A 25,172-nucleotide genomic window follows, 5' to 3' on the forward strand; every position below is an offset into this window, starting at 1 on the left:
CGATGAAGCACTTTTTCAACCGCAGGGACTCGATCGTCACCGAAGCGTTGGACGGTTTGCTCAGGACAATCGGCGCCGGCGATCTGGCGCGTCTCGACGGCTATCCCGAGATAAAGGTCATCCTGCGCGCCGACTGGGACAAGACGAAGGTCAGTGTCGTCTCAGGCGGCGGCGCCGGCCATGAGCCCTCGCATGCCGGCTTTGTCGGCAAGGGCATGCTGACGGCCGCGGTTTCGGGCGAGATCTTCGCCTCGCCGAGCGTGGAAGCGGTGCTGGCGGCCATTCGCGCCGTCACAGGCCCTGCCGGCTGCCTGCTCATCGTCAAGAACTATACCGGCGATCGCCTCAATTTCGGCCTGGCCGCCGAGAAGGCGCGCGCCGAAGGTTTTCGCGTCGAGATGGTCATCGTCGCCGACGACATCGCGCTGCCCGACATCGCCCAGCCGCGCGGTGTCGCCGGCACCTTATTCGTGCACAAGATCGCCGGGCACCTGTCGGAGACCGGCCATGATCTGACGGCGGTCGCGGCGGCGGCGCGCGCTGCGGCCGCCGATATCGTTTCGCTCGGCATCTCGCTCTCGTCCTGCTCGATCCCGGGTCAGCCGCACGAGGAAAGACTGGGGGCCGACGACGGCGAGCTCGGCCTCGGCATTCACGGCGAGCCGGGCGTCGAACGCATTGCCGTGCAGAGTGCAGAGAAACTGGTCGCGATCATGGTGGAGCGCATCGCCGCTCGGCTCGATCCCGCAGCCGATTATGCGTTGCTGATCAACAATCTCGGCTCCGTACCACCGCTCGAGATGGCGCTTGTCGCCAATGCCGTGCTTGCCTCGCCGCTGGCGGCACGGGTGGCGCTTACCGTCGGGCCAGGGCCGTTGATGACGGCGCTCAACATGAACGGCTTTTCGCTGTCGCTGATCCGGCTCGATACGGGACGCGAGGCGGCCCTGCGGGCGCCGGTGGCGCCGCACGCCTGGATGCCGGCGCGAGCCGTTCGTGCGCCGGTGATAGTGCCGGTGGCAAGTGCACCTGTTCGGCACGCCGCCAGGGATGCCAGCAAGGACGCGCACACCGAGCACCTTGTCGTCACCATCTGCGAGCGGCTGATCTCGCTTGAAGCGACATTGAACGCACTGGATGCCAAGGCAGGAGACGGCGACACCGGCTCGACAGTGGCGACCGGCGCGCGCAGTGTGCTCGACCGGCTTGGCACCCTGCCGCTCGCCGACCCTGCCGCGACTCTTGGCGAGGTGGGCGATATTCTGAGCAAGTCCATGGGCGGCTCCAGCGGGGTGCTGCTGTCGATCTTCTTCACCGCCGCGGCACAGGCGCTGCAGGGCGGCGCCGGCGTGAGCAAGGCGCTGCTTTCCGGCCTTGACCGGATGATTTTCTATGGTGGCGCCAGGCCAGGCGACCGCACCATGATCGATGCTCTGGAGCCCGCCCTGAAAGCATTCGACACCGGCGGCCTGGAAGACGCCGCGGCGGCGGCGCAGCGGGGCGCCGAGGCCACTGCCGCCATGCGCAAGGCCAAGGCCGGACGGTCCGCTTATGTCGGCAGCCAGCTCTACGGCGTCGTCGACCCCGGCGCCTGTGCCGTAGCCGAAGTCTTCGCGGCCGCAGCCGCCTTGCTTGCGGCGGCCTGACAGGAAGGCGATGCTGCACATGTCGGGCACGTATCCTTTCCACACTGCCGACAGAGCAGGAACCGGGAGCATGGTGGCATTGGCGGCATCGGATCTTTCCAGGTTGATCGCAGCAGTGGCGGACACGATCGCGGCGCATGCCGACGAGCTGACCGCGCTCGACCAGGCGATCGGCGACGGCGACCATGGGCTGAATATGAAGCGCGGCTTCGAGGCGGTGCGTACCGAGACCGAGGCGTTCGCGGCAAAGCCGTTGCCGGAGGCGCTGAAGGCGATCGGCACCAAGCTGGTGATGACCGTCGGCGGTGCTTCCGGACCGCTGTTCGGCACGCTGTTCATGGCGCTGGGCAAGGAGATTTCGGCCGAGCCGGACCGTGCCATGCTGACCACCGCCTTCGGCAAGGCCATCGAAGCCGTGGCTGCGCGCGGCAAGTCGCAAACCGGACAAAAAACCATGCTCGACGTGCTGCAGCCGGTGTATGAGGCGTTGGCTGAGGGAAAGACAGCGGCTCAGATTGCCGGCGTTGCCGACAAAGCGGCGGAGGCCACGGTGCCGATGAAGGCCTTGCGCGGGCGCGCCTCGTTCCTCGGCGACCGCTCGATCGGCCATATGGACGCCGGGGCGCGCTCCACCGCACTGCTGGTACGGGCGGTGGCCGAGACAATCGAGAGGCACGCATGAGCAATGTCGGCATCGTCATCGTATCGCATTCGCCGCTGGTCGCCCAAGGCACGGCGGACATGGTGCGCCAGATGGTCGGCGACGAAGTGCCGCTTGCATGGTGCGGCGGAAACGGCCATGGCGGGCTGGGAACCAGCGTCGAGGCGATCATGGGTGCCATCGAAAAGGCATGGTCGGAAGCGGGCGTGGCCATTCTCGTCGATCTTGGCGGCGCCGAGACCAACTCGGAGATGGCGGTGGAGATGATCGGCGAGCCGCGCGCGCAGAAGATCATCGTCTGCAACGCACCGATTGTCGAAGGCGCGGTGATGGCCGCGACCGAGGCGTCCGGCGGCGCCTCGCTCAAGGAAGTGGTGGCGACGGCGCACGAATTGTCGCCGTCGTGAACGAACAGGAATTTTAACAAGCATGTCCGCATCCACCGAAGCCACCGTCCTGATCACCCACGAGGTCGGTCTGCACGCGCGCCCTTCGGTGAAGTTCACCAAGCTCGCCAAGACGTTCGCGGCCGAGGTCGAGGTGGCGCTCGCCGCCAACGGGCCGTGGTTCGACGCCAAGAGTATCGTCAAGGTGATGGCGGCCAAGGCGCCGAAAGGCACGCTGCTGCATATCCGGGCCAAAGGGGACGGCGCCGGAGAGGCGGTCGGCGCGCTGGTCGAGCTGGTTCGGCGCGATTTCGACGAGGGCGCGGACCATGCCCGAACCGCTTAGGCTGCAGGGGATTTCCGCCTCGGCCGGCTACGCCGAGGGGCCGCTGTTCAGTTTCGACCGCACCGCCTCGCACTACACCGTCAAGGCGACCGTAGCTGATGAAAAGGCCGCGCTGGAGACAGCAATCGGCATGGCGACAAGGCGGCTTGGCGGCCTGATCGAGACCGCCGACAGCGAGGCCGCCGGGATCCTCGAATTCCAGATCGCCATGCTGGAAGACGACGCGCTGAGCGGCCCGGCTTTTGCGGCGATCGCCTCCGGTCAACCTGCCGATGCGGCATGGCGACAGGCACTGGATACCGAAATCGCCGGCTACGAAACCTCCGACCAGGACTATTTCCGGGCGCGCGCCGCCGACCTGCGCGATATCAGGGACCAGGTGCTGCGCGCCTTGACCGAGGACGACGAGAGCGCGGCACCTGCCGGCGCCATCTTCTACGGCGAGGACATCGCGCCGACACGCTTTCTCGAAACCGACTGGAGTTCTGGCGGCGGCATCGCGCTGAAAGCCGGAAGTGCTGCCAGCCATGTCGCCATGCTGGCGCGCTCGCGCGGCGTGCCGATGGTTGTCGGGCTTGGGGCGGCAGGGCCAGGCGCTTCGCCGGCCAATCCCGTCGGCGTGGCCCTGCTCGACGCCGAGCATGGCGGCATTGTGCTGTCGCCGTCGACGGCCGAGATCGAGGCGTTCCGCCGGTCGTCGTCGTCCTTCGCGGCACGCCGCGACAAGGCGGAAACCTATCTGGCGCGGCCGGCAGTGACGAAGGCCGGCACGGCTGTGCGGGTTCAGGTCAACATCGCCGATCCGTCCGACGTCGACGGCATCGATATCGCCACCTGCGACGGCGTCGGGCTGATGCGCACCGAGTTCCTGTTTGGCAAGACATTGCCGGACGAGGAGACGCAGTACCGTGCCTATCGCAAGGTGCTGGAATGGGCCGGAGAAAAACCGGTGACCATCCGCACCGTCGATGCCGGCGGCGACAAGCCGGTGCCGGGCTTCACGGTCGAGGAAGGCAACCCGTTCCTCGGCTTGCGCGGCATCAGGCTGTCGCTGGCGCGGCCCGAAATCCTCCGCGTGCAGATGCGGGCATTGCTGCGCGCCGCCGTCCACGGCAATCTGAAGGTAATGTTTCCGATGATTGCCGTCACTGACGAATATACGCGCGCCGCAGCCCTGTTCACGGAGGAGCAGGCCGGGCTTGCCGCGCGCGGTGTCGCGCACAAAATGCCGCCGCTCGGCATCATGGTCGAGGTGCCGTCGGTGGCGATCGCGCCCGAGGCGTTCGCCGATGTCGCCTTCTTCTCGATCGGTTCGAACGATTTGACGCAATATGTGATGGCGGCGGCGCGCGACAATGCTTCGGTCGCGCATCTGAATTCGATCAGGCATCCGGCCGTGCTCCGGCTGATCGCCTCGGTCGTGGCCTTCGGCGAGCAGCGAAGAATACCGGTCAGCCTGTGCGGCGATGCCGGCGGCGACCCGGCATCGATCCCGGCGTTGCTCGAAGCCGGCCTGCGCGACCTCTCGGTGGCGCAGGCCCAACTCGCCATGGCCAAGGCGGCCATCGCGGACGTAACCGTCTAGGCGCCGGCATGGTCGACAAGACACCTGAACCCGGTTCGGAAGAAGCGATCCGCGCCTACAAGACGATCCTGTCGCATGTCATCGACCAGCGCCCGTCCGGCATGCGCCAGCGCCTTGCCGATGCGCTCGGCAAGCATCGCAGCTTCGTCACCCAGATCTCCAGCCCGGCCTATTCGATCCCGATTCCGTCAAAACATTTGCCGGCTATCTTTTCCGTCTGCCACTTCAGTCAGGCCGAGCGCGACCAGTTTCTCACCGCTTACCACCAGGCGCATCCAGGCAAGATGTCGGTGGCATCGGGTCTGCGCAAAACTCGGCATGTGTCGCTGATCGTTCCCGATTTCGGCGACGACAAGCAGAACGCGGCGCTCGACCGTGCAATCAACGATTTCATCCAGAAGATCACCAGCATCGCCGGCAAGGGCAGCGGCTGACCGTCCTAAGCAAAAGTGTGTCGGGAGGACACCATGAAGAAATTCCTGAATTCGGTGGACACGATGCTGACCGAAAGCCTCGATGGCTTCGTCGCCGCCCATGCCGACATCCTTGTGCTGGGCGAGGAGCACAAATTCGTCCGCCGCAAGGTGCTGAAGCCGGGCAAGGTGGGGCTGATCTCGGGCGGCGGCTCGGGCCACGAACCGTTGCATGGCGGGCTGGTCGGGCACGGCATGCTGGATGCCGCCTGCCCCGGCCAGGTGTTCACCTCGCCGACGCCGGACCAGATGCTGGCGGCGGCGCAGGCCGTCGACACCGGCGCCGGCTGCCTGTTCATCGTCAAGAACTATGAAGGCGACGTGATGAATTTCGACATGGCGGCCGAAATGTCGGAGGGCGTCATGCAGGTGGTGACCAATGACGACGTCGCGGTCGAGAATTCGTCCTACACGACCGGCAGGCGCGGCGTCGCCGGCACGCTGGTGGTCGAGAAGATCCTCGGTGCGGCGGCAGAGCAAGGCATGGGGCTGGAAGCGCTGAAGGCACTGGGCGAACGTGTCAATGGCGCGACGCGTTCGATGGGCGTGGCCTTGACCAGTTGCACGGTGCCGGCGGCAGGCAAGCCGACCTTCGATATCGGCGATGGCGAGATGGAGTTCGGTGTCGGTATCCATGGCGAGCCCGGCAGGCGACGCGATGCCTTGAAGAGCGCCGATGCCATCGCCGAGGAGATTTTTACCGCGATTTTGGGCGATCTCGGCGACCAGGCGAATGGCTCGGCGCTGTTGTTCGTCAACGGCTTCGGCGGCACGCCGCTGATGGAGCTTTACCTGATGTACAACAGCGCCCGGACTATTTTCGAGAAGCACGGGGTGACAGTGACCCGCTCGCTGGTCGGATCCTATGTCACATCACTCGACATGGCCGGCTGCTCGATCACGCTGACCATGCTCGACGCCGAGACGACCGCATTGTGGGACGCGCCCGTGCATACAGCTGCGCTGCGCCGGGGAATGTAGCCCGCACCGCGACGGTCTGTCAGGCGGCCGTCAAAATCCTTGGATCAGAGTACCGGGCCTGAGCTGCCGTTGCCCGCCGTGACGCTGGACAATCTGCCAGCCATGCACAGCACCGGCGCCACATACTTCTTCTTGGTCATCCGGATAACCTCCGATTCTGCGCCAAGAATGGAGGATGACCCTTGGCAAAGTCAATTCCGGCGCCAGTTTCGGCGCCGCCACGCTGGTTTCCGTGGTGCTTTTCTGCAACCATATTCGCAACATTGTCTTCCAATGCGCAAAACGCCGACAGGGTTGATGCTGCCACCACTTGCGCCCGCCGATGAAAATCTGCTGCTGAACTATGCGGACCCGGAGGCTCGAACGGCCGAGGTTCCGACAGCTAAGACTTTGTTGGCCCTGCTGGCCAATGCCGAATTTCACGGCGTGCTGCCGATCATGCTGCGCAAACTGCGGGAGTGCGGCGACGCGCGTATGCCTCGGGATGCCGGCTTGCTGGAGACGCTATCCGATCTGCGCCAGAAGTCGACGTTGATCACCGGACAATCGATGCTGCTGCAATACCATGGCGACCGCATCATGAAGGCGCTCGCCGCGGACAAGATCCCGGCGCGGATCGTCAAGGGTCCGGTCTTTGCGCGAAAGCTGTACCGCAATGTCGTCGACCGCCCCTTTACCGACATAGACATCCTGGTCGAGCCGGCCCGACTCAGCGACGCCAACCGGGTGATCGCGGCATCCGGTTTCCGGCTGTGCAGCGGCGAAGTCCAGTCGCAAGATCTGCAGGAGTTCAAATGGCTGGAGAAGGAGAATTCCAGCCTGCTGATCGAGCTGCATGGCAATCTGGTGCATGATTCCGGCATGCGGCGTCGGCTGTCGCTGGGATTCAAGGAACTGCACGCGATCGACGGTGATGAAACCGACACGCCGGCCGCCCTGCTCACCATCGCCATCGTCCACGCTTCGGGCGGACACAAGTTCCACCGGCTGCAGCTTTGCGTCGACGTGCTGCAAGGGGTGCGGGCGCTGCAGACGCCTGATGCGGAAGCACGCCTGCTCGAGGCGGCGCGCATGACCGGGATCGAGCTTGAATTGGCGACCGTGCTCGATGTGACCGGCCGGCTGTTCGACGCGCCCCGCGCACTCGAACTCGCCAACCGGATCAGGCCCGATCTCGGCATCCGGCTCGCCAGATGGCTGATCACCAGGGATACGCTGCTCGGCGTCAATTCAAGGGACAGGATGCGTTCGCGCCTGCGACGCGATGCCTTCCGCTGGGTCCAGAGATTGGCGAAGCCAAGGCCATATCGCGCCTGACCCCGAATAAGCCGGTCAGCCGATCCGGCCTTCAGCCGGCTAACGCCGAGCGGATCAAGGATGCCGCGTCGGCAGGTTGTGCGCCCACCTCCAGGGTAAAGGTCGGAACCGTCGAGACCAGCCTGGCGATCGTCGCCAGCCGGCGCTTCTGCAGCGGCAGCAGGCCGGTCATGCCGGTCCTGACATTGTCGGCGGCCAGCGCCACCATGGCGTCGGTCCTGGCCATCGCAACCAGCCGGTTCTGGCCATCGGCCGAGCGTGCAAGATGGAGGAGTGCGGCGACCGGCCGGGCACCGGGGCCTTCGACGCGGATGATCTTGCCGAGGTGCTCGAGCGAAACGGCCTGTTCGCCATTGCGGTCCCAGGAGGGACCGAGGCAGGGCGCGACGAGCGGGACCAGTTCGGCCGTCCTGCGGTGGATCTTCACATGGCGCGGCAGGCCCCAGGCGACGGCCTTGTCTGACGCCACATTCAGGATCATGGCATCGTCGGAGCAAAGGCCGAAGCCCTGCGAAGCCAGAGCGAGCGATGTCGTCGTCTTGCCGGTGCCGCTGGGCGCATGGATGAGAACCAGGGCATCGCTGTCAGGCAGCGTCAGGCCGGCCGTGTGCAGCATATGCTGGCCGCCGGCATCGAGCGCGGCGTCGAGGATCAGCATCCAGAGCGTCCAGGCAATCTTGGCATCCGGGCGGACACGGATTTCGGCCCGACACTCGCCGGCATGGATCGAGACCGTCTGGCGGCCGGGGAAAATCAGATGGACGATGTCGCCGCCGTCGATCATGCGGCAATGGCCGTCCTCGGGCACCTCGCCGTCGAATGCGAGTGTCCCGTCCGGCGTCTCGGGCAGTGAAAGCGTCTCGACGACGCTGACGTGAAAACCCGGCTCTACCGGACCGGTGATGCGCAGGGTGCCGAGCATGCGGTCCAACTCCCGCCACAGTTCGGCGCGTTCGGCCGAGACGGCGATGACCTGTCCGTCAAGGGCGTAGCAGGCATCTGCGGCCGAGCCGCTCAAGCGGTTTTGCCCTCGGCGTGGTGACGATAGATCTCCACCATGCCGGGCAGGCTGTCGCTGACCACCGGCCGGCCGTCGAGGCAGACCCAGCAATGCGCCGACATGCGTGGCGCATGCATCGATTTCGGGTCGACGCCGAAGCGCAGATCCGGGTCGAAGCCGGCAAGGCGCAGGAACCGATGCGCTAGCAGGCCTTCCCTGAGACACCTGCGGTCGCGCATCAGCCAGGGACGCCTGACCGTGCGGTTGACGCTGGCGACGATGTAGGCGGAGGGCAGGCCGAGATAGGGGGTCGGCGCGCTGAGCGGCGCCCATTTCAGCACGGTCTCGAAATCGCGCTGGCCGATCAGCACCGGCATCAGCCGCGCGCTGGCCCATAGATGGGCACGAAACAGCGCGCGCAGGAACGGTCCCTCAGCCATCACGCCCCCGGATCGGCGAGGATACCTTCCGTCACCAGTTCGGCGGCCAGGGCCGCCATGTCCTGGTCGAGCATATCCTTGTCGACCTCGAACTCGTCGGACAGCAGATCGACGATCTGGTCAAGGCTGCGCGCGCCGTCGACCTTGTCGAGAAAAGCTTCGGTGGTGCCGTTGCAGGTATAGAGCTGGCCGCTGCGCGCCAGAAGCACGACGGCGCCGTCGCCGACATGCTGCACCGAGGCGTCGTCCGCCAGCCGCAGAACCATTTCAGACGCGATTTCGACCATGGGCCCTCCCCAGACCATGTACGCTAGCTGGAGAGCAATTAGCGCGGCAGCGCGGTGCTGTCTATCGTCGGGCTGCTTCTATCGCTGAAGCGGGCTTCTTGCGTCAGCTACCTGCTGACAACCGTAGCCGCCACGGTCGACAGTCTCTCGCGCTTGGTCAACACAGGCTTTTCGTAAGTTTTCTTCATTGGAACCCCCGAATTCATCGATCATTGTACGTGCCGATCAATGGCAGGCCTTGTCAAGCCGGCGAAGCAACGCAGCCGAGAGTTGCTTTTGTTCCCCAAGGTAAGCTAAAAGTTGCCGGGGGCCCAGGGGAGTAGTTAGTATGCGTTACAATTGGGAACGGGCGCCGACAGCGTTCGAGCGTCATCGGAAGGCGCTGGCGGCGGCGATATTGATAGCCGGGGGCGTCGGCCTGATGCTGGCGGCATTGCCGCTTTAACCGTTGATACCATCGACCGACACTAACGCCTCCGGGGCGCATGAGAGCTTGCGGACTGCCTGCCCGGGCCGGGTCAGCGTGCCTGGCCGGTCACGGCGATGAAGCGGCGGTCGCGCCCCTCAAAGCCTTGGCTGAAACGCTGCACGAGCACGGCAAGCACGGCCGGCTTGCCGTCGGGGGTGAATTCATAGGCTTCCGACAGGCTGTAGGAGGTCGGGCAGTTCCTTGACTCAGGGACAGTCTTGTCCTCGTGCAGGAGCTTGAACGGCTTGCCGTCCTGGCCCTGCAGCGACAGGCGGAAACCGAGGGCTTTTCCTGCCGTATCCTGCGTCTCATCGAAACTGGCCGAACAATCCGTCGTGCTCGCGGCCAGGATCTGGTCGAGCTGGATGGTCGAGATGCTGAGCTCGTCATAGGCCGGCGACAGCCATTTCTGCGAGACGTGTTCGAGGCGCGCGATGTCGTTGTAGGCAACCATGTCCTCAGGAAAGGTGAACTTGTCGAAGGCCATCCGTTCGCCGCGCGGCGCGATGGCATATTTGGCAAGGATGGGTGCGGTTTTCGCGGCAGCCTGCGCCCGCGCTTGTTCGAGGGTCAGCGTCGCATCCTCCGTTTCGTCAACGATGAGAATGGGCTTGCCGCCGACGAACTGATCGGTGCGGGTGTCGATGATGTCGATCTCCGAATAGCCTGAATCGGAGGCGCCGGCGTCGAGCTGGCCGTACTGCTCGAAGGCGAAGTAGGTGCCGTCGGGCGAGAAGCCGATGATCCGCCTCGCCGCCGCGTCGCCGGCATGGGCGGTTCCGGCGAGGACTACCAGTGCGGTACTGATCGCCGCTGCAAACAGCGGCCGGATGACGAATTGCCAATGGCGTTGCATTTTCTTCCCCTCGTATCACCGTGCAGCAGCCGCGGAGCCAAACGTTGTTTGCCGCAGCATCGTGATCCCCCGAGACCATGGTGCCGGATATCCCTCCCCAAGGCGAGATCGGACATCAATGAAATTCCGGGAAGACATGGTTTCGAAAAACGGCATAGGCTAATGCAAGACGGCAAATTTTCCTGGGAGGAAGTTGGATGGCGTCACGCTACCATGAAGTCTACGAAGGCTGGAAACGCGACCCGGAACAATTCTGGGCCGAGGCGGCCAAGGCGATCGACTGGTATTCGCCCCCTGACAGCGTCTTCGACGCAGGAGCCGGCGTTTACGGCCGCTGGTTCAATGGCGCCACCTGCAACACCTGCTTCAATGCCGTCGACCGTCACGTGGCGGGTGGCCGCGCCGACCAGATCGCGCTGATCCACGACAGCGCGATCACCGGCACGGTCAGGAAATTCACCTATGCCGAACTGAAGCGCGAAGTGGTGGCGCTGACTTCGGTGCTGAAGAATCGCGGCATCCGCAAGGGCGACCGCGTCATCATCTACATGCCGATGGTGCCGGAAGCGGCCTTCGCCATGCTTGCCTGCGCGCGCATCGGCGCCGTGCATTCGGTCGTCTTCGGCGGATTTGCCTCGCACGAACTTGCCACCCGCATCGACGACGCCAGGCCGAAGCTGATTATTTCCGCTTCCTGCGGCCTGGAGCCCGGGCGGACCGTCGCCTACAAGCCGCTGCTCGACACCGCGATCGAGCTTTCCCGGCACAAGCCGGAAGCCTGCCTGATCCTGCAGCGCGAGCAGCTGCCCTGCGAATTGAAGGACCACTACGACATCGACTATGCCGACGCCGTTGCCCGCGAGCGCGCGGCGGGCGCCAATGTCGATTGCGTCCCGGTGCTTGCCACCGACCCGCTCTACATCATCTACACGTCAGGCACGACCGGCCAGCCGAAGGGCATCGTGCGCGACAATGGCGGCCACATGGTCGCGCTGAAATGGACGATGGAAAACGAGTTCGGCGTGAAGCCGGGCGAGGTGTTCTGGGCGGCATCCGATGTCGGCTGGGTGGTTGGCCATTCCTACATCGTCTACGGCCCGCTGCTGCATGGCTGCACCAGCATCCTGTTCGAGGGCAAGCCGGTCGGCACGCCCAATGCCGGCACCTACTGGCGGGTGATCGCCGAGCATGGCGTGGTCGCGCTGTTCACCGCGCCGACCGCCTTCCGCGCCATCAAGGGCCAGGATCCGCGCGGCGAATTCGTGCCGAAATACGATTTGTCGAAATTCCGCACGCTGTTCCTCGCCGGCGAACGCGCCGACCCGGAAACCATCAAATGGGCGGAGCAGAAACTGCAGGTACCGGTGGTCGACCATTGGTGGCAGACCGAGACCGGCTCGCCGATGACCATCAACCCGGCCGGGCTCGGGCTGCTGCCGGTGAAATACGGCTCGCCGGGTGTGCCGATGCCCGGCTATGACATCCGTGTGCTAGACGATGCCGGCCATGAGGTGCCGCGCGGCACGCTGGGCAATGTCGTGGTCAAGCTGCCGCTGCCGGCCGGCTGCCTGCCGACGCTGTGGAATGCCGACGCCCGTTTCCGGCAGGCCTATCTCGAAGAATTCCCCGGCTTCTACAAGACGGCCGACGCCGGCATGATGGACGAGGACGGCTATCTGTTCGTCATGGCCCGCACCGACGACATCATCAACGTCGCCGGCCACCGGCTGTCGACCGGCGCCATGGAAGAGGTGCTTTCAGCGCATCCGGACGTTGCCGAATGCGCCGTCATCGGCATCGCCGATCAGATGAAGGGCCAGGTTCCGCTCGGTTTCGTGGTGCTCAACGCCGGTGTTTGGCGAGACACCGGCACCATCGAAAGCGAGGTGGTCTCGCTGGTGCGCGAACGGATCGGTCCGGTCGCCGCCTTCAAGACGGTGGTGACGATCAAGCGCCTGCCCAAGACGCGTTCCGGCAAGATCCTGCGCGGCACGATGCAGAAGATCGCCGACAAAGAAGAATGGACGATGCCGGCGACCATCGACGACCCCGTCATCCTTGACGAGATCACAGCGGCGCTGAAGGGGCGCGGCATAGGCCTGTAGGCCGCCTTCAGCGCGCTGCAAGCGGGTGATGCAGGGCGAATTCACGAATTTGTCCCGCATTGCAATCGTCTGTTGTGCATTGCAGCAATAGACCTTAAGGTTTGCGTGGGGGGCCACCCGATGACACGGCATGGCTCAGCAAAAGACTACATTTGGCGGCGTCGACATCTTGCGGTTTCTCGCCGCTGTCCTCGTGATGTTCTACCACTACGGCTACTGGGTTTGGGCTTTCCCCGGCGGTGTTTCGGCACGCGCCACTGGCGGCATCCCGGCGCACCCGGAAATGGACTTCCTAGGCTCCGGCTGGGTCGGCGTGCAGGTGTTCTTCGTCATCAGCGGCTTCGTCATCGCTTTCAGCGCCGAGAATTCGACGCCGTTGCGGTTCTTCGAGGCAAGGGTGAAGCGCCTGGCGCCGGCGGTATGGGTATGCGCGCCGATCACCGCGGCGGTGTTGCTTCTGGTCGACCTCAGCTGGCCGACGGATGCTGTGATCCGGCTCGTTCGCACCGGCCTGTTCGTTCCCTTCGATCCGTGGGTCGACAGCGTCTACTGGACGCTCGGCATCGAAATCGCTTTCTATGCCGTGGTCTGGACCTTGCTGCGGCTCGGCCGCTTCGACCGGATGGAAACCGTGGCCATCGCGATCGGGCTGATCAGCACGATCTTCTGGTGCCTCTATTATCCCCTCGATTTGTCCGATCTCGCCGAGACGCGTTGGCTCCAGCTTGCGCTGGTGCATCACGGCTGTTTTTTCGCCGTCGGCGTGATGCTGTGGCTGATGCGGTTCAAGGCGGTGACGGGAACACGCCTCGGTTTCTCCGCGCTGTTCCTGGCCGGCGGCGTGCTGCAGATCGCAAGCTCGGTCGACGTGCACAGCATCAAGGTCGAAGCCGCGATGCCCTATGCGCCGCCGATCCTCATCTTCCTGGTCGCCACGGGACTGATGGCATGGTCGCTGCGGCTTAACCTGTCCTGGCGCGGCTGGCGCCGGATCGGGCTGATGACCTACCCGCTCTACCTCATCCATGACGTCGTCGGCGCCGCCATGCTCGGCGCCCTGGTCCGCGCCGGGGTGCCGTACCTTCTATCGATCGCAGCTGTCGGAGCGACCATGATCGCCGCGAGCTGGCTGGTGGCGATAGAGGCCGAACCGCGCATAAGGCTGCTGCTCGACCATACCGTCTTCCGCTACAGGCCCAGGACGGCATAAACGCCGCTCCCAACACTTATTTACCAAGACAGGGCCTGCTCCTCACCGGTATGGAATTTCCGGCGCCAAGCATGGTATCGAGATTTCATGCGTGCCCCGTGTGTCATGCTCCCTAACGCAGAAAAACCTGTGCGAGCACCGAGCCTCAATCCGTGAGCCTGTTCCAGCGATCGAGAAAGCCGCGCGCCGCGCCGCGCGAGCGGCTGCAGATGGATATGCAGGATACGGTCGTCTATGCGATCGGCGACGTGCATGGGTGCTACAACGAACTCCGTTCGCTGGAGCAAAAGATCCTGCTCGATGCGCTGCCCTTCCGCGGGCGCAAGATCATCATCATGCTTGGCGACTATGTCGATCGCGGGCCGCAGTCCAAACGCGTGCTCGACCATCTCACGGCGCCGCCGCCGAGGGGCTTCCTGCGCGTCTGCCTGGCGGGAAACCACGAGGTGGCGATGCTGAACTATCTCGACGGCTATCTTTCGCGAGAACCCTGGCTGGCGACGGGCGGACTGGAAACCTTGTTTTCCTACGGGGTCGATGCGCAGCATCTGGGCAATCTCTACAGTTCGAGCGAAGCGGTCGACCGGCGCATCCGCGAGGTCATTCCCGCCAGCCATGTCAGCTTCATGCGCGCGCTGCCGGTCATGGTCTGCTCGAGGAAATTCGTCTTCGTCCATGCCGGCATCAGGCCCGGCATCGATCTCGCCGAGCAGGACGAAGACGACCTGCTCAGCATCCGCGCCGACTTCTTCGACAACGTCCATCTGCTCGACCGATGGGTGGTGCACGGGCATACGATCGTGGACGTTCCCACGCTCGACGGGCACCGGCTCGGCATCGACACCGGCGCCTTTCAGAGCGGACGGCTGACCGCGGTCAGGATCGCTAGCAAATATGGCAAGCTGCTATTTTCCTAGAGCGGTTCAGCTTTTCATAAAACCGCTGACCCGCTCTAAGTATTTGTTTTCACGCAATTCCGGACGGAAAACCGCTACGCACTTTTCCTGGAATTGCTCTAAGCGGCCGCCCTGGTGCGCGTTTCCGACTTGTCCAGATAGTAGGTCGAATATTTGTCGAAGAACTTCTCGGAACCGCCGAGCGATCCGTATTTGGCCAGCTTCTTCAGATCGACCTTGTTCAGCACCGCGCCGACGATCTTGTTGGCGACGTATGGCTCGGATTCCAACAGCGAGCGCACCACCGCGCGTGGCGTGCGGCCCCATTCGGTGACCAGCACGAAACCGTCGGCCAGCGGAGCGAAGGCCTTGGCGTCGACCACGGGACCGAGCGGCGGCAGATCGACGACGATGTACTCGAACGTCTCCTTGGCGTTCTCGATGAAGCGCCGCATGCCGGCCGAGGAGAGAAGCTCGCTGGTGTGCGAGAACTGGCCGCGCAGGACGGCCGGGATGATCGCCAGCTTCGTCTGCCGGTCGACCTTGCCGACCGACTGCCAGGTCTGGCCGCTGACGACAGCTTCCATCAGCCCTTGTTCGGTTTCCATGCCGAGGCTGCGGCTGAGACCGGGATTGCGCAAGTCGCCGTCGATGAGCAGCGTCTTGGCGCCATTGGCGGCAAGCAATCCGGCCAGATTGGCCGCGACCGTCGACTTGCCCTCGCCGGGCAGCAGCGAGATCACGCCGATGACCTTGCTGCCTTGCCCTTCCATGACGACGTCGAAGGCGATCTTGGCGTTGCGCAGCGTTTCGGCGAACATCGAGGCCGGAGCGTCGATGCTGACCCGCATGCGCGCCCGTTTCTCGGCGGCCGACAGGCTGGCGATCTTGGCATCGGCCTGGACATCGTCCGGCTTGGCGTCCTTGCCGGGTTTGCCGCCACCGATCGTCGGCAGATAGCCGAGGAATTTGAGGCCGACGCGATCGCGAATGTCCTCGCCGGTTCTGAAGAACCGTTCGTTGAACTCGTTCAAGCCGCCAAATCCAGCCCCCAACAACACGCCAAGCACGAGCGTAAGCGCCAGCACCTTGGATGTGCGCGGGCCCGCCGCCGACAGCGGCATTGTCGCATCGGAGATGATGCGGACCTTGCCGACCGGGAAGGATTGCTGCTGGGAGGCTTCCTCATAGCGGCTGAGGAATGTCTGATAGAGCGTGGTGAGCGCCGTCGCCTGCTGGTCGAGATCGCGCAGCTTGACCTGCGACTGGTTGTCGATGGAGCTCTTGCCGGCGGCGGTGGCGATCTTCTCCTTGAGCGCGGTCTCGCGCGCCTGCGCCACCTGATAATCGTTGCGATAGCTTTCGGTCAGTTGCTTCAGCTGTCCGAAGATCTGCGCCGACACATCGGCCTTTTCCTTGGCAAGGGCTACCGCCTGGGGGTGATCCTTGCCGAAATTGGCCTCGACATCCTGCAGCCGCTTGGAGACGGTCAGATAGCGGGTCTTGAGCGTGGCAATGACCGAGCTGGCCGGCTGGTCGCTCGATATGGCGGAGTCCTGGAACGCATTGTCCGAGCCGCTGTCCACGATGGTCTTGTACTGCTGGTAGCGGGCGCTGGCGCGCGCCGTGTCGGCCTGCGCGACGATGAGCTGGCTGTTCAGGTCGGACAGTTGCTTGTCACTGATCAGCTGGCCGTCGCTGCCCGCGGACAGCCCGTGCTCGGCCCTGAACATCTCGACCGCCAGGGCGGCCTTCTGCGAGCTTTCGCGAAGCTCGGTCAACCGGCCCTGCAGCCAGACCGCCGCGCGTTCGGTGGCGTCGAAGCTCGCATTGAGCTGGTCGGCGAGATAGGCCTCGGAATAGGCCTTGGTGATAGCGGTCGCGAGCGCCGGGTCCGTCGACTGATAGCCAAGGTCGATCACGTAGCTGCGGCCGTTGCGCTGCGCCAGTATCTCGCTCTGCAGCTTGAGGATCGCGTAGTCGCGGCGGGCGGTGGCCATCATGGCCTCGCGCGTCGCGGCGTCGACATTTTCGAGGCCGGGGATGTCCGAGCCCGAACTGCCACGGAAATAGCCAACCAGCCCGCGAACAAAGCCGATGCCCTTCGCCAGGGCAGACGTCGGAGGGTTCATGAACTCTTGGTTCTGGTCAAGCTTCAGCTTGTCGACCACGACCGAGGCCAGCCGCGCGGAGGTCAGGATCTCGATCTGGCTGAGCAGAGAGGCATCGGTCTGCATGGTGGCCGATGCCGCCGAGATGTCGTCGACGACCTTGTTCAGGCCCTCGTCGATCAGCACACTGGCAACCGATATATACTGCTTGGGCGTGGTCTGCAGATAGAGCGCGCCCATGAACAGACCGATGATCGCGCACACGGCCACCACCTTGGCCTGCCGGGCAGCCATGCCGAGCAGGCGCTCGATGTCGATGAAGTCTTCGCCCTTTTCCGCGTCTGTACCGGGCAAAGGCACCCTCTTGTCGAGAGGAAAGTTGGCATAGTTCATCGTCGGTCCAATTCCAGGTTGCAGGCGCTATCGGCCTTCGAAGGTTGGCGTCGTCACCAGAAAAGACCACGCAACATTCATGCCAGAAGGCGCTTGGCCGGATCGGCCAAGCGCGGCAGCGTATGTCGCGCCATCATCGTCGCACATACTCCCAAAAAATGGGCATTATGCGGCTTCTTCCCGGCGCTCATGCGACCGGACGAACTCCTGAAGCATTTCGAAGATCGGTCCCTTCATGTCGTCGCGCGCCAGGGCGAATGCGACATTGGCCTGGATGAATCCCTCCTTCGAACCGCAGTCGAACATGCGGCCGTTGAAAGGCTGGGCAAAGAAGGCCTGTGACTGCGACAGGCGGACCATGGCGTCGGTCAGCTGGATCTCGTTGCCGGCGCCGCGCTGTTGGTTGCCGAGCAGCGCGAAAATCTCGGGCTGCAGTATGTAGCGGCCGTTGATGTAGAAGTTCGACGGCGCATTGGCGGGCGCCGGCTTCTCGACCATGCCGGTCACCTCGAAGCCGCTGCCGACCTCGGCGCCGCGGCCGACGATACCGTATTTGCTGGTTTCGCTGGGATCGCAGCGCTCGACGGCAATGACATTTCCGCCGGTGCGCTGATAGAGGTCGACGGTTTCGGCAAGGCATCCGCGCCCGCCGAAGGACACCATGTCGGGAAGCAGCAGGGCGAAGGGCTCGTCGCCGATGACTTCGCGCGCGCACCACACCGCATGGCCGAGGCCCTGCGGCGACTGCTGGCGGATGAAGCTGGTGGCGCCAGCCACCGGAAGCAGGCTTTCCAGCGACTGGAGCTGCGCCTTCTTGCCGGTCTGTTCCAGGGTTCCGATCAGTTCAGGATGCAGGTCGAAATAGTCTTCGATGACTGCCTTGTTGCGGCCGGTGACGAAGACGATGTGCTCGATGCCGGCCTCGAAGGCCTCGTCCACCGCATATTGCACGACAGGCCTGTCGACCACCGGCAGCATTTCCTTAGGCATCGATTTGGTCGCCGGCAGGAACCGCGTTCCCAACCCCGCCACCGGTATGACTGCCTTCCTGACTTTCTTCATTGCAAATTCCTTCTGAGGAGATCGACTTTCAATACCTGCCGGCCACGAAAGTTCCTTCATGTGCCCGCATCTTCACCTCCCCGCCCCCACGGCAAACTGTGCCGCAACCCGTCGCAGCCGGACAGCTATCGGCATGCCCATATGCCTGACCGCTGCCGGATCGCTGAGCGCCGTCCGTATCGCCTTGAGCGGGGACCGCGCCTTGATGTGTTGAACCAGAGACAGGAACGATGCCGCCCGGCGCAAGCTGCGGCTGCGCCTAGCGAATGCGGCCGCGGCCTCCGGGTCCATCGCATGCGTCTCGGCAAAGATCGCATCGGCCTTGCGCATCGCTTCGACATGATGAAGCTCGAGCACGCGGGAAATCGAGCCGCTGCGGATATGGTAGACGTAGCCGGTCGTCGGTTCGACCACGCATTTGCCGCCCTTGGCCAGGGCGCTGGCCAACAGGATGTAGTCTTCGCCGATGATCAAACCTTCATCGTAGCGAAGGCCGTTTTCGTTGAGAAAGCGGCGCTGGAAGATCGGCTTGAGATAACCGAGGTTGAACCGCGATTCGAAAACTATGTTGCCGGCTATGTAATCGGCCAGCGAGATTTCGCCCAGGCTTTCCAGATAGGCGGACGGGAACATCGTGTCCTCGGCAACGCCGTCCTCGCGCACGACCTGGAGGTTGTCGATCGCGATCTCGGCGCCGGCTTTTTCCGCCCGCGCGATCATGGTGCTGAGCCGGCCGGGATAGACGGCATCGTCGGAATCGAGCACGGCGACCCAGCGGCCGCGGGCAAGTTCGAGGCCGGCATTCCTGGCGCCGCCGGGGCCGCGGTTTTCGGGAAGAGCGACGACGCGCACGATGTCTTGCGGGTAGGACCGCGCCACCTCGAGCGTCCGGTCGCGCGAGGTGTCGTCGACGACGACGACCTCGACGCTGACGTCGCGCTGGGCAATCGCGCTGGCGATCGCCCGGTCGAGGGTCGCCTCGGCGTTGTAGGCGGCGATGACGAAGCTGACGTCAGGCTGCACGCTTGCCCCCTTCCTGTGGCGAGGACAGTCCATATTGGCGGATTTCGCGAACGCCGACGAGGCCGCTTACAACGCCGACATGCATGATGCCGCGCAGCACGCTGCGGTTCCGGCGAACCGGGCTGACCGCCGTCGCGATCGCCATGGCAAAGCAATAGGCCGCCTTTGCCGAGGCGAGGCCGATCTCCTTGGCTCGCCGGACGCCCGTTGCGTTGTTGCCGAGCAGGTGACCATGCGTCTGGCCGAAACGGAAGCGGCGGCGGCGCAGCCAGTCGAATGCGGCCCTGGCGCGCGGCACCACCTCGTCGACAAAGGCCTGCGGCGAAAAGGCGATGCGGCCGCCGGCCTTGACCATGTGATCGAAGAATTCGGTGTCCTCGCCGCCGGTCTGGCCGCGCGCCAGGCTGAAGCGGCGGTCGCGAAGGCTGGCGTCGCTTGTCCTCAGCAGGACGTTGCAAGTGTAGCCGGTGCGGATTTCGCCATGCACCCAGACCGGCAGGGTCGAGTGGAAATCGCCCTTGCGCATCCAGGCCGGCGCATCCGAGCCGTAACGCGCCCGCACCGGGCCGAGCACGGCGGCGGCGCCACTCGCCTCGGCCGTCGCGACCAGCTCGGCGAGCCATTTCGGCGAGGCCGTTTCGTCGTCATCGATGAAGGCGACAAAGTCCGATACGCTGGCGTCGAGACAGGCGTTGCGCGCGACCGAGATGTTGCGCGCGGGAGCATGGCTGTAGCGGACCGGGAGCTTCAATTCCTGCGCCAGCGCCTTGACCAGCGGCTGGGCGCTCGGCGCATCGTCATTGTCGGCGACGACCACGCCGATTTCGAATCCCTCCGGCCGGTCCATGGCGGCGATGGAGCGAAGCGTGTCGGCAAGCTCAGGCCGCCGGAACGTGCAGACGCAGATGTCGACGCTGCGTTTTGTTGCGGCCGCGCCCATCACGCCACCCCGTGCTGCGTCTGCGTTCGCGGCTCGAGAAGCTGCAGCCAGAAGCCCATCGACCAGCCCAGATGCATGACCATCGCCGACACCCCGACAAGCGCAAGCGCCATATCGCGCCGCCTGATGGCGGTCACGACGCCATAGAAGATGCAGACCATCGCCCATACCAGGAACGGCAACGCCACCACCATGTACACGAGACAAAAGGGCGTCAGCAGAACCACGGGAAACACCAGCAGCGGTATCATCTGCCGGACCTTCGGCGTCACGCGGTGCTTGAGAACGTTCTTTGCGCGGCCGCGGCCATAGCCGAGATACTGGAAATACAGGCTCTTCAGCGAGGAGCGCGGATAATAGACCATCTGCGTCCTGCCACTCATCCAGATCCGGTAGCCGGCCTGGCGAAGCCGGTGGTCGAACTCGGCATCCTCATTGTGGCTGAACGTCTCGTCATAGCCGCCCACCGCTCTGAAGGCAGATATGCGCATCAATGCGTGGTGACCGTGGTCGACCCATTCTCCCACCGACAAATGCCGGTGCTTGGAACCGCCAGTGCCGAGCTTCGAGTTCTGTGCCGCGGCAACCGCCTTCTGCACGGCGCCGGTGCCGCTGGTCAGCATCGAGACGACGACCGAATCCGCACCCGTGGCGAGCGCCTCCTCGACCAACTGGTCGCAGTAGTCCTCGGGATAGCCGCCATGCGCATCGATCCGGATCAGATATTCGGCAGCATCACCGAAGGTGGCCACGGCAAGATTGAGCGCGGCGCTCTGGATGCGCATGGGGTTATGGAGCAGGACGACGCGCGGATCCTTTGCCGCAACCGCCTGGACGATCCCCAGTGTTCCATCGGTGCTGCCGCCATCGGCAACGACGATGCGGGCGCCGAGCCGTTCGGCCGCCGGCCGAAGCCGCCCGAGCAGCGCCCCGATATGGGCTGCTTCGTTGAGGCAGGGAATGACGATCAAGTTCGATGCGGGCAGGCTCGATCCGGGCAGGCTCGATCCGGGCATTTCGGTCTGCGTCATCAGGCCTCGTCCATCCTTGTTTCCATTCCCGGTCATCCTATGCCAGCGCCTCGGTGACAAAGGGGCCGGGCGCGGCAGCCAGGCCACTCAGCTTATCGACGAAGGCCAGGCAATCGCTGCGGTCGTAGCTCCAGGTCCGCGGGTTGCGGGCAAGCACCCGCGCCTTCAGCTTGCGGAAGCGATCCTCTTCCATCCTGCCCAGCGCCGTTTCAAGCACCGCGGGCGCGGCCTCAGGCAACAGAACGCCGATGTCCTGCTGGTTGAGGAAGCGCCCGGTTTCGGTGTTGCCCATCGAGATCGGCACGGCGCCGAAGCGGCATCCCTCATAGAGGCGGTTGGGAAGCAGCCATTCGGAGTTCTGGCCTTCCTCGAAGAAATCGATCGCCCAGGAGAAATGCACCTCGCTGTAGATCGCCGCCATGTCCTCCGGGTTGCGGTAGGGGCCACGGAAGGAGAGAAAGGGCTCGGTCTCGACGAAAGCGTGGAAATCGGGAAATTCGGAAAGCGCCGGGCGACCCCGGAGGATGACCTCGAAGCGCCCGTCGAGGCGGCGGGTGAATTCGGCCAGCAGCTCAAGCGAGCGGCGGCATCTGAGCGCACCGAACCAGCCGATTCGCCACGGCGGCGCGGCAGGATTTTCCACCTTCAACCGGGCATCGACCGCCACGGGCGCCATATCGAAGTACTTGTTTTCGATCAGCTCGACCGGTGCGGCGATTTGTCCAAACGGCTTGAAGTAATTGGCGATGAACGCCGGCGAACTGGTCACCAGAAGCTTCACGTCGCGCGCCAGATAGCGTTCCGCGCCGCGCAGCGCCTTGCCCAGCAAATCGTCGCGCAGCACCAGGCGATGGATGTCGAGGCATTCGTAGACGATCGGCACACCCCCCCGGAGCGCGGCCTTGGCGCGCCGGGCGAGTGCCAGCATTTCAAGGTTGCGCGCAATGATGAGGTCGGGCCGCTCTACCGCCGCAAGCTTCGAGCCGATCGACACCGCCGCCTTGGCAACCGCCGCCAGGCGCTGGCCGAATCGGCCGTCGCGCGTCGCGCCAAGGTCGATCGGACGCAGTCCCTCGATCTCCGTGACCGGGCCTGTGGTACGGCGGAAGCCCGCCAGTGTAACCCTGGCGCCGCCTGCTCTGAGCATTATGATCCGTCGTCGCACCGCCGGATCGGAAACGTCATGTACCAGGTACAAGACATGCAGCATGAAACTCGACCGCTGTTGGCCCACCCACAGGGATGCTAGTACAGCTTTTGCTGCATCGCAACATTTTTGGTGCAGCGTAGCAAGAATCCATGTTTTTTGTTGCACTGCAAAAATATTGCCGTAGTTTGTCCAAGGCGGCGGTTTGCCGGTCGTGATCTCACGGCCGGCGCGAAAATCAGGGATCCTGAATTTGGAAGCCAATGCATTCGATCCGCCAGAGGGCTCTCTCCGCAGATCGGTCGGGCGCGGTGCCATCGTCACGGCCATGGCGCAATCCGTGCGCGTCGCGACGCAGATCATCTCCGTCATCGTCCTGTCGCGGCTTTTGTCGCCGCAGGATTTCGGCGTCGTGGCGATGTGTGCGCCAGTGCTTGCCTTTATCGCGCTGTTCCAGGATTTCGGCCTGACCCAGGCGACGATCCAGAAGACCGGCATCCGTCACGACGAGGTCAATTCGCTTTTCTGGATCAATGTCGCGGTCAGTGCCGTCCTTGCCTGCGTGCTGGCCGGTGCCGCACCTTTGGTCGCCGCCTTCTACGGCGAACCGCGCGTTTCGGGCCTGGTGGCGGCACTGGGGCTGCAGATCGTGGCCTATGGCCTCGGCGCCCAGCACCTGGCGCTTTTGACGCGCCGCATGCAGTTCACCCGCCTGGCGATCATCGACGTCGCCAGCGCCGTCACGGGTCTTGCCGTTTCGATCGCCTGGACCTTCATCGACCGTTCCTACTGGGCGCTGTTTGCCGGCACGCTGACCGGAGCGGTGCTGCCGACGCTTTGCTATTGGGTCAGCTCCAGATGGCGGCCGGGCATGCCGCGCAAGGTCGAGGGCATTGGTCAACTGCTCAATTTCGGTGCCGGCATCACCGGCTTCAACTTCGCCAACTTCTTTGCCCGCAACCTCGACAATGTGCTGATCGGCAAATATTGGGGTGAGGCCCAGCTCGGCCTCTATGACCGCGCCTACAAGCTGCTTTTGTTTCCGCTCAGCCAGATCACCAACCCGCTGTCCAAGGTCATGGTGCCGGCCCTTTCCAGGCTGAAGGACGAGCCGGACCGCTACCGCAGTGCCTATCTGCGCGTCATGCCGCTGATCTTGCTGGTGGCGCTGCCAGGCGTCGCCTTCGCCACCGCCATGTCGGACGTGCTGATCCCCTTCGTGCTCGGCGAGCAGTGGCGGCAAAGCTCCGATATCTTCCTGGCGCTCGGCTTTGCCGGGCTGCTGCAGCCGCTCAACAATCCGGCGGGCTGGCTGTTCGTCAGCCAGGGCCGCTCAGGCGATTTCATGCGCTGGGGCATCGTGACGGCGGTGACGTCGGTGCTGGCCTTCCTGGTCGGCCTGCCCTATGGCGCGCTCGGCGTGGCGATCGCCTATGCGGTCAGCGAATATCTCAGAACGCCTTTCCTGTGGCTCTATGTCGGCAAGACCGGGCCGCTGAAGGCGCACCATGTGCTGCGCGCGGCAACCCCCTTGGTGCTTGGCGCGCACCTGGCGCTGGCCGCCGTCTGGTTCGCCAAGCCGTTCCTGCCGCAACAGCATATCGTCGCCATGGCCGGCGCGGTGGTGCTGGCCTATGTCACCACCATCCTGGTCGCGCTCTGCTTCGCCGCCGGCCGCGAAGCCTTGCGCGAGGCGTTGAAGCTGGTGCCGATGCGGGCGCCGGCGGCCGTGCCCAGCGGAGCAAAATAACATGCGCACACTCGAGGATCCGAACCAGACCATGCACTACCGATCGATTTCCGACATGAACGACGCCATCGTCAGCAACCTTCACCGGCTGCCGCGCGACATCGACCTGGTGGTAGGCGTGCCGAGAAGCGGCATTCTTGCCGCCACGCTGGTGAGCCTTGCGGCAAACATCCCGATGACCGACCTCGACAGCTTCATCGCCGGCAGGATCTATTCATCGGGCATCACCAAGCGCCGCGCCGCGCTCGACCGGCAGGCGTCCGACATGCGCAAGATCCTGGTGATCGACGACAGCGTCAGCGGCGGCAACGCCATGCGCGACGCCCGCAACCGGATCGAGGCCGCCGGCATCAAGGCGGACTTCATCTTTGCAGCGGTGTTCGGGCTGTTGTCACAGCACCAGGAAACCGATGTCGTTTTCGAAGTGGTGCCGCATCCCAGGATGTTCCAGTGGAATTTCATGCACCACAAATTCCTCGAGCAAAGCTGTGTCGACATCGACGGCGTGCTCTGCCTCGACCCGACCGAGGCGGAAAACGACGACGGCCCGGCCTATGAGAAATTCCTCGCCGAAGCGCGGCCGCTCTTTGCCCCGACCCGCAAGATCGGCTGGCTGGTCACCAGCCGGCTGGAGAAATACCGCAAGCTCACCGAGGCCTGGCTCGACAAGCACGACGTCAAATACAACGAGCTGATCATGCTCGACCTGCCGAGCAAGGCGGAACGGCAGCGGCTCGGCGTGCATGGCAGTTTCAAGGCCGATTTCTACGCCAAGACCGATGCGATCCTGTTCATCGAAAGCGAGCATCAGCAGGCGCTCAAGATCGCCAAGCTTTCCGGCAAGCCGGTGCTGTGTGTGGAAACCCATCTGGTGACCTATCCCGACGCGCTGTCGCTGCCGGCGCTCAACCAGGCGGCGCGCAACCTGCCGGCCAGGCTGCGCCAGGTCAATTCGCCCGAAGGGCGCAAGACGGTGGTCAAGAAAGTGGCGCGCACGCTGCTTGGCGAACGCGGCTACGAGACGCTGAAGAGCCGGGTCAAGAGACCGGCCTGATCC

At 64.3% G+C, this 25,172-nt stretch carries 24 protein-coding genes; 13 read left to right on the top strand and 11 right to left on the bottom strand.

Translation table 11 applies throughout. From position 1 onward, the window contains the following. Positions 1-2: 2 nt before the first annotated feature. From AC1RUK_RS25255 to dhaK, 7 genes are all read left to right on the top strand, one after another. Positions 3-1,646 (top strand): dihydroxyacetone kinase subunit DhaK, encoded by a 1,644-nt coding sequence (locus tag AC1RUK_RS25255; protein ID WP_481838475.1) that lies wholly within the window; start codon positions 3-5, stop codon positions 1,644-1,646. Between the two features lie 70 nt (positions 1,647-1,716). Continuing rightward, positions 1,717-2,328: a dihydroxyacetone kinase subunit DhaL gene (gene dhaL / locus AC1RUK_RS25260; protein ID WP_481838474.1), complete on the top strand. Its 612-nt coding sequence runs from the start codon at positions 1,717-1,719 to the stop codon at positions 2,326-2,328. Then, complete coding sequence (dhaM, locus tag AC1RUK_RS25265; RefSeq protein WP_481838473.1) at positions 2,325-2,714, top strand: dihydroxyacetone kinase phosphoryl donor subunit DhaM; 390 nt, start codon at positions 2,325-2,327, stop codon at positions 2,712-2,714. Before dhaL ends, dhaM begins: the two co-directional genes overlap by 4 nt. Positions 2,715-2,736: 22 nt before the next feature. After that, a complete protein-coding gene (locus tag AC1RUK_RS25270; RefSeq protein WP_481838472.1) occupies positions 2,737-3,039 on the top strand; it encodes an HPr family phosphocarrier protein in 303 nt (100 codons plus the stop codon). After that, positions 3,023-4,624 carry a phosphoenolpyruvate--protein phosphotransferase gene (ptsP, locus tag AC1RUK_RS25275; protein ID WP_481838471.1) on the top strand — a complete coding sequence of 534 codons (1,602 nt, stop codon included), beginning with the start codon at positions 3,023-3,025 and terminating at the stop codon, positions 4,622-4,624. Before AC1RUK_RS25270 ends, ptsP begins: the two co-directional genes overlap by 17 nt. Positions 4,625-4,632: 8 nt before the next feature. Further along, positions 4,633-5,058, top strand: coding sequence for a hypothetical protein (locus tag AC1RUK_RS25280; protein ID WP_436170510.1), 426 nt, complete (start codon positions 4,633-4,635; stop codon positions 5,056-5,058). 33 nt (positions 5,059-5,091) lie between these two features. Continuing rightward, a complete protein-coding gene (dhaK, locus tag AC1RUK_RS25285) occupies positions 5,092-6,078 on the top strand; it encodes a dihydroxyacetone kinase subunit DhaK (protein WP_481838470.1) in 987 nt (328 codons plus the stop codon). 44 nt (positions 6,079-6,122) lie between these two features. On the opposite strand, the gene AC1RUK_RS25290 is transcribed toward dhaK, so the two are convergent. Further along, the gene (locus AC1RUK_RS25290; protein ID WP_481838469.1) at positions 6,123-6,218 is read right to left on the bottom strand and encodes a putative RiPP precursor; all 96 of its coding nucleotides are present in this window, start codon (positions 6,216-6,218) and stop codon (positions 6,123-6,125) included. Positions 6,219-6,375: 157 nt separating this feature from the next. Here AC1RUK_RS25290 and AC1RUK_RS25295 point away from each other — a divergent pair, with 157 nt between their 5' ends. Next, complete coding sequence (locus AC1RUK_RS25295; protein WP_481838468.1) at positions 6,376-7,395, top strand: nucleotidyltransferase family protein; 1,020 nt, start codon at positions 6,376-6,378, stop codon at positions 7,393-7,395. 31 nt (positions 7,396-7,426) lie between these two features. Here the strand turns inward: AC1RUK_RS25295 and AC1RUK_RS25300 are convergent, their stop codons facing one another. From AC1RUK_RS25300 to AC1RUK_RS25315, 4 genes are all read right to left on the bottom strand, one after another. Beyond that, complete coding sequence (locus AC1RUK_RS25300) at positions 7,427-8,413, bottom strand: phosphoenolpyruvate carboxykinase (ATP) (protein ID WP_481838467.1); 987 nt, start codon at positions 8,411-8,413, stop codon at positions 7,427-7,429. Continuing rightward, complete coding sequence (locus AC1RUK_RS25305) at positions 8,410-8,835, bottom strand: lasso peptide biosynthesis B2 protein (protein ID WP_481838466.1); 426 nt, start codon at positions 8,833-8,835, stop codon at positions 8,410-8,412. The genes AC1RUK_RS25300 and AC1RUK_RS25305 overlap by 4 nt, the downstream gene beginning before the upstream one ends. After that, positions 8,835-9,122 carry a PqqD family protein gene (locus AC1RUK_RS25310; protein ID WP_436170504.1) on the bottom strand — a complete coding sequence of 96 codons (288 nt, stop codon included), beginning with the start codon at positions 9,120-9,122 and terminating at the stop codon, positions 8,835-8,837. Before AC1RUK_RS25310 ends, AC1RUK_RS25305 begins: the two co-directional genes overlap by 1 nt. A gap of 518 nt (positions 9,123-9,640) precedes the next feature. Further along, a complete protein-coding gene (locus AC1RUK_RS25315; RefSeq protein ID WP_481838465.1) occupies positions 9,641-10,447 on the bottom strand; it encodes a DUF2259 domain-containing protein in 807 nt (268 codons plus the stop codon). A 197-nt stretch (positions 10,448-10,644) separates the two neighbouring features. Between AC1RUK_RS25315 and AC1RUK_RS25320 the strand changes: the two genes are divergently transcribed. From AC1RUK_RS25320 to AC1RUK_RS25330, 3 genes are all read left to right on the top strand, one after another. Beyond that, positions 10,645-12,552, top strand: coding sequence for a propionyl-CoA synthetase (locus tag AC1RUK_RS25320; RefSeq protein ID WP_481838464.1), 1,908 nt, complete (start codon positions 10,645-10,647; stop codon positions 12,550-12,552). 130 nt (positions 12,553-12,682) lie between these two features. After that, positions 12,683-13,762: an acyltransferase family protein gene (locus tag AC1RUK_RS25325; RefSeq protein ID WP_481838463.1), complete on the top strand. Its 1,080-nt coding sequence runs from the start codon at positions 12,683-12,685 to the stop codon at positions 13,760-13,762. Between the two features lie 152 nt (positions 13,763-13,914). Next, on the top strand, positions 13,915-14,679 hold the full coding sequence (locus AC1RUK_RS25330) for a metallophosphoesterase family protein (RefSeq protein ID WP_481838462.1): 765 nt from the start codon (positions 13,915-13,917) through the stop codon (positions 14,677-14,679). Between the two features lie 98 nt (positions 14,680-14,777). Here the strand turns inward: AC1RUK_RS25330 and AC1RUK_RS25335 are convergent, their stop codons facing one another. The 6 genes from AC1RUK_RS25335 to AC1RUK_RS25360 form a co-directional block, all read right to left on the bottom strand. After that, positions 14,778-17,162 (bottom strand): polysaccharide biosynthesis tyrosine autokinase, encoded by a 2,385-nt coding sequence (locus AC1RUK_RS25335; RefSeq protein WP_481838461.1) that lies wholly within the window; start codon positions 17,160-17,162, stop codon positions 14,778-14,780. A 165-nt stretch (positions 17,163-17,327) separates the two neighbouring features. Continuing rightward, the gene (locus AC1RUK_RS25340) at positions 17,328-18,224 is read right to left on the bottom strand and encodes a UTP--glucose-1-phosphate uridylyltransferase (RefSeq protein ID WP_436170498.1); all 897 of its coding nucleotides are present in this window, start codon (positions 18,222-18,224) and stop codon (positions 17,328-17,330) included. Between the two features lie 72 nt (positions 18,225-18,296). Then, entirely contained in the window at positions 18,297-19,247 is a 951-nt protein-coding gene (locus AC1RUK_RS25345) for a glycosyltransferase family 2 protein (protein WP_481838460.1), read from the bottom strand. Beyond that, complete coding sequence (locus tag AC1RUK_RS25350; RefSeq protein ID WP_481838459.1) at positions 19,237-20,187, bottom strand: glycosyltransferase family 2 protein; 951 nt, start codon at positions 20,185-20,187, stop codon at positions 19,237-19,239. Before AC1RUK_RS25350 ends, AC1RUK_RS25345 begins: the two co-directional genes overlap by 11 nt. Next, entirely contained in the window at positions 20,187-21,218 is a 1,032-nt protein-coding gene (locus tag AC1RUK_RS25355) for a glycosyltransferase family 2 protein (protein WP_481838458.1), read from the bottom strand. Before AC1RUK_RS25355 ends, AC1RUK_RS25350 begins: the two co-directional genes overlap by 1 nt. A 37-nt stretch (positions 21,219-21,255) precedes the next feature. Beyond that, on the bottom strand, positions 21,256-22,428 hold the full coding sequence (locus tag AC1RUK_RS25360) for a glycosyltransferase (RefSeq protein WP_481839398.1): 1,173 nt from the start codon (positions 22,426-22,428) through the stop codon (positions 21,256-21,258). 190 nt (positions 22,429-22,618) lie between these two features. Between AC1RUK_RS25360 and AC1RUK_RS25365 the strand changes: the two genes are divergently transcribed. Continuing rightward, complete coding sequence (locus tag AC1RUK_RS25365; protein WP_481838457.1) at positions 22,619-24,115, top strand: lipopolysaccharide biosynthesis protein; 1,497 nt, start codon at positions 22,619-22,621, stop codon at positions 24,113-24,115. Between the two features lie 31 nt (positions 24,116-24,146). Continuing rightward, positions 24,147-25,169 (top strand): phosphoribosyltransferase, encoded by a 1,023-nt coding sequence (locus AC1RUK_RS25370; protein WP_481839397.1) that lies wholly within the window; start codon positions 24,147-24,149, stop codon positions 25,167-25,169. The last annotated feature ends 3 nt before the right edge of the window (positions 25,170-25,172 follow it).

The sequence above is a fragment of the Mesorhizobium monacense genome, assembly GCF_056781675.1.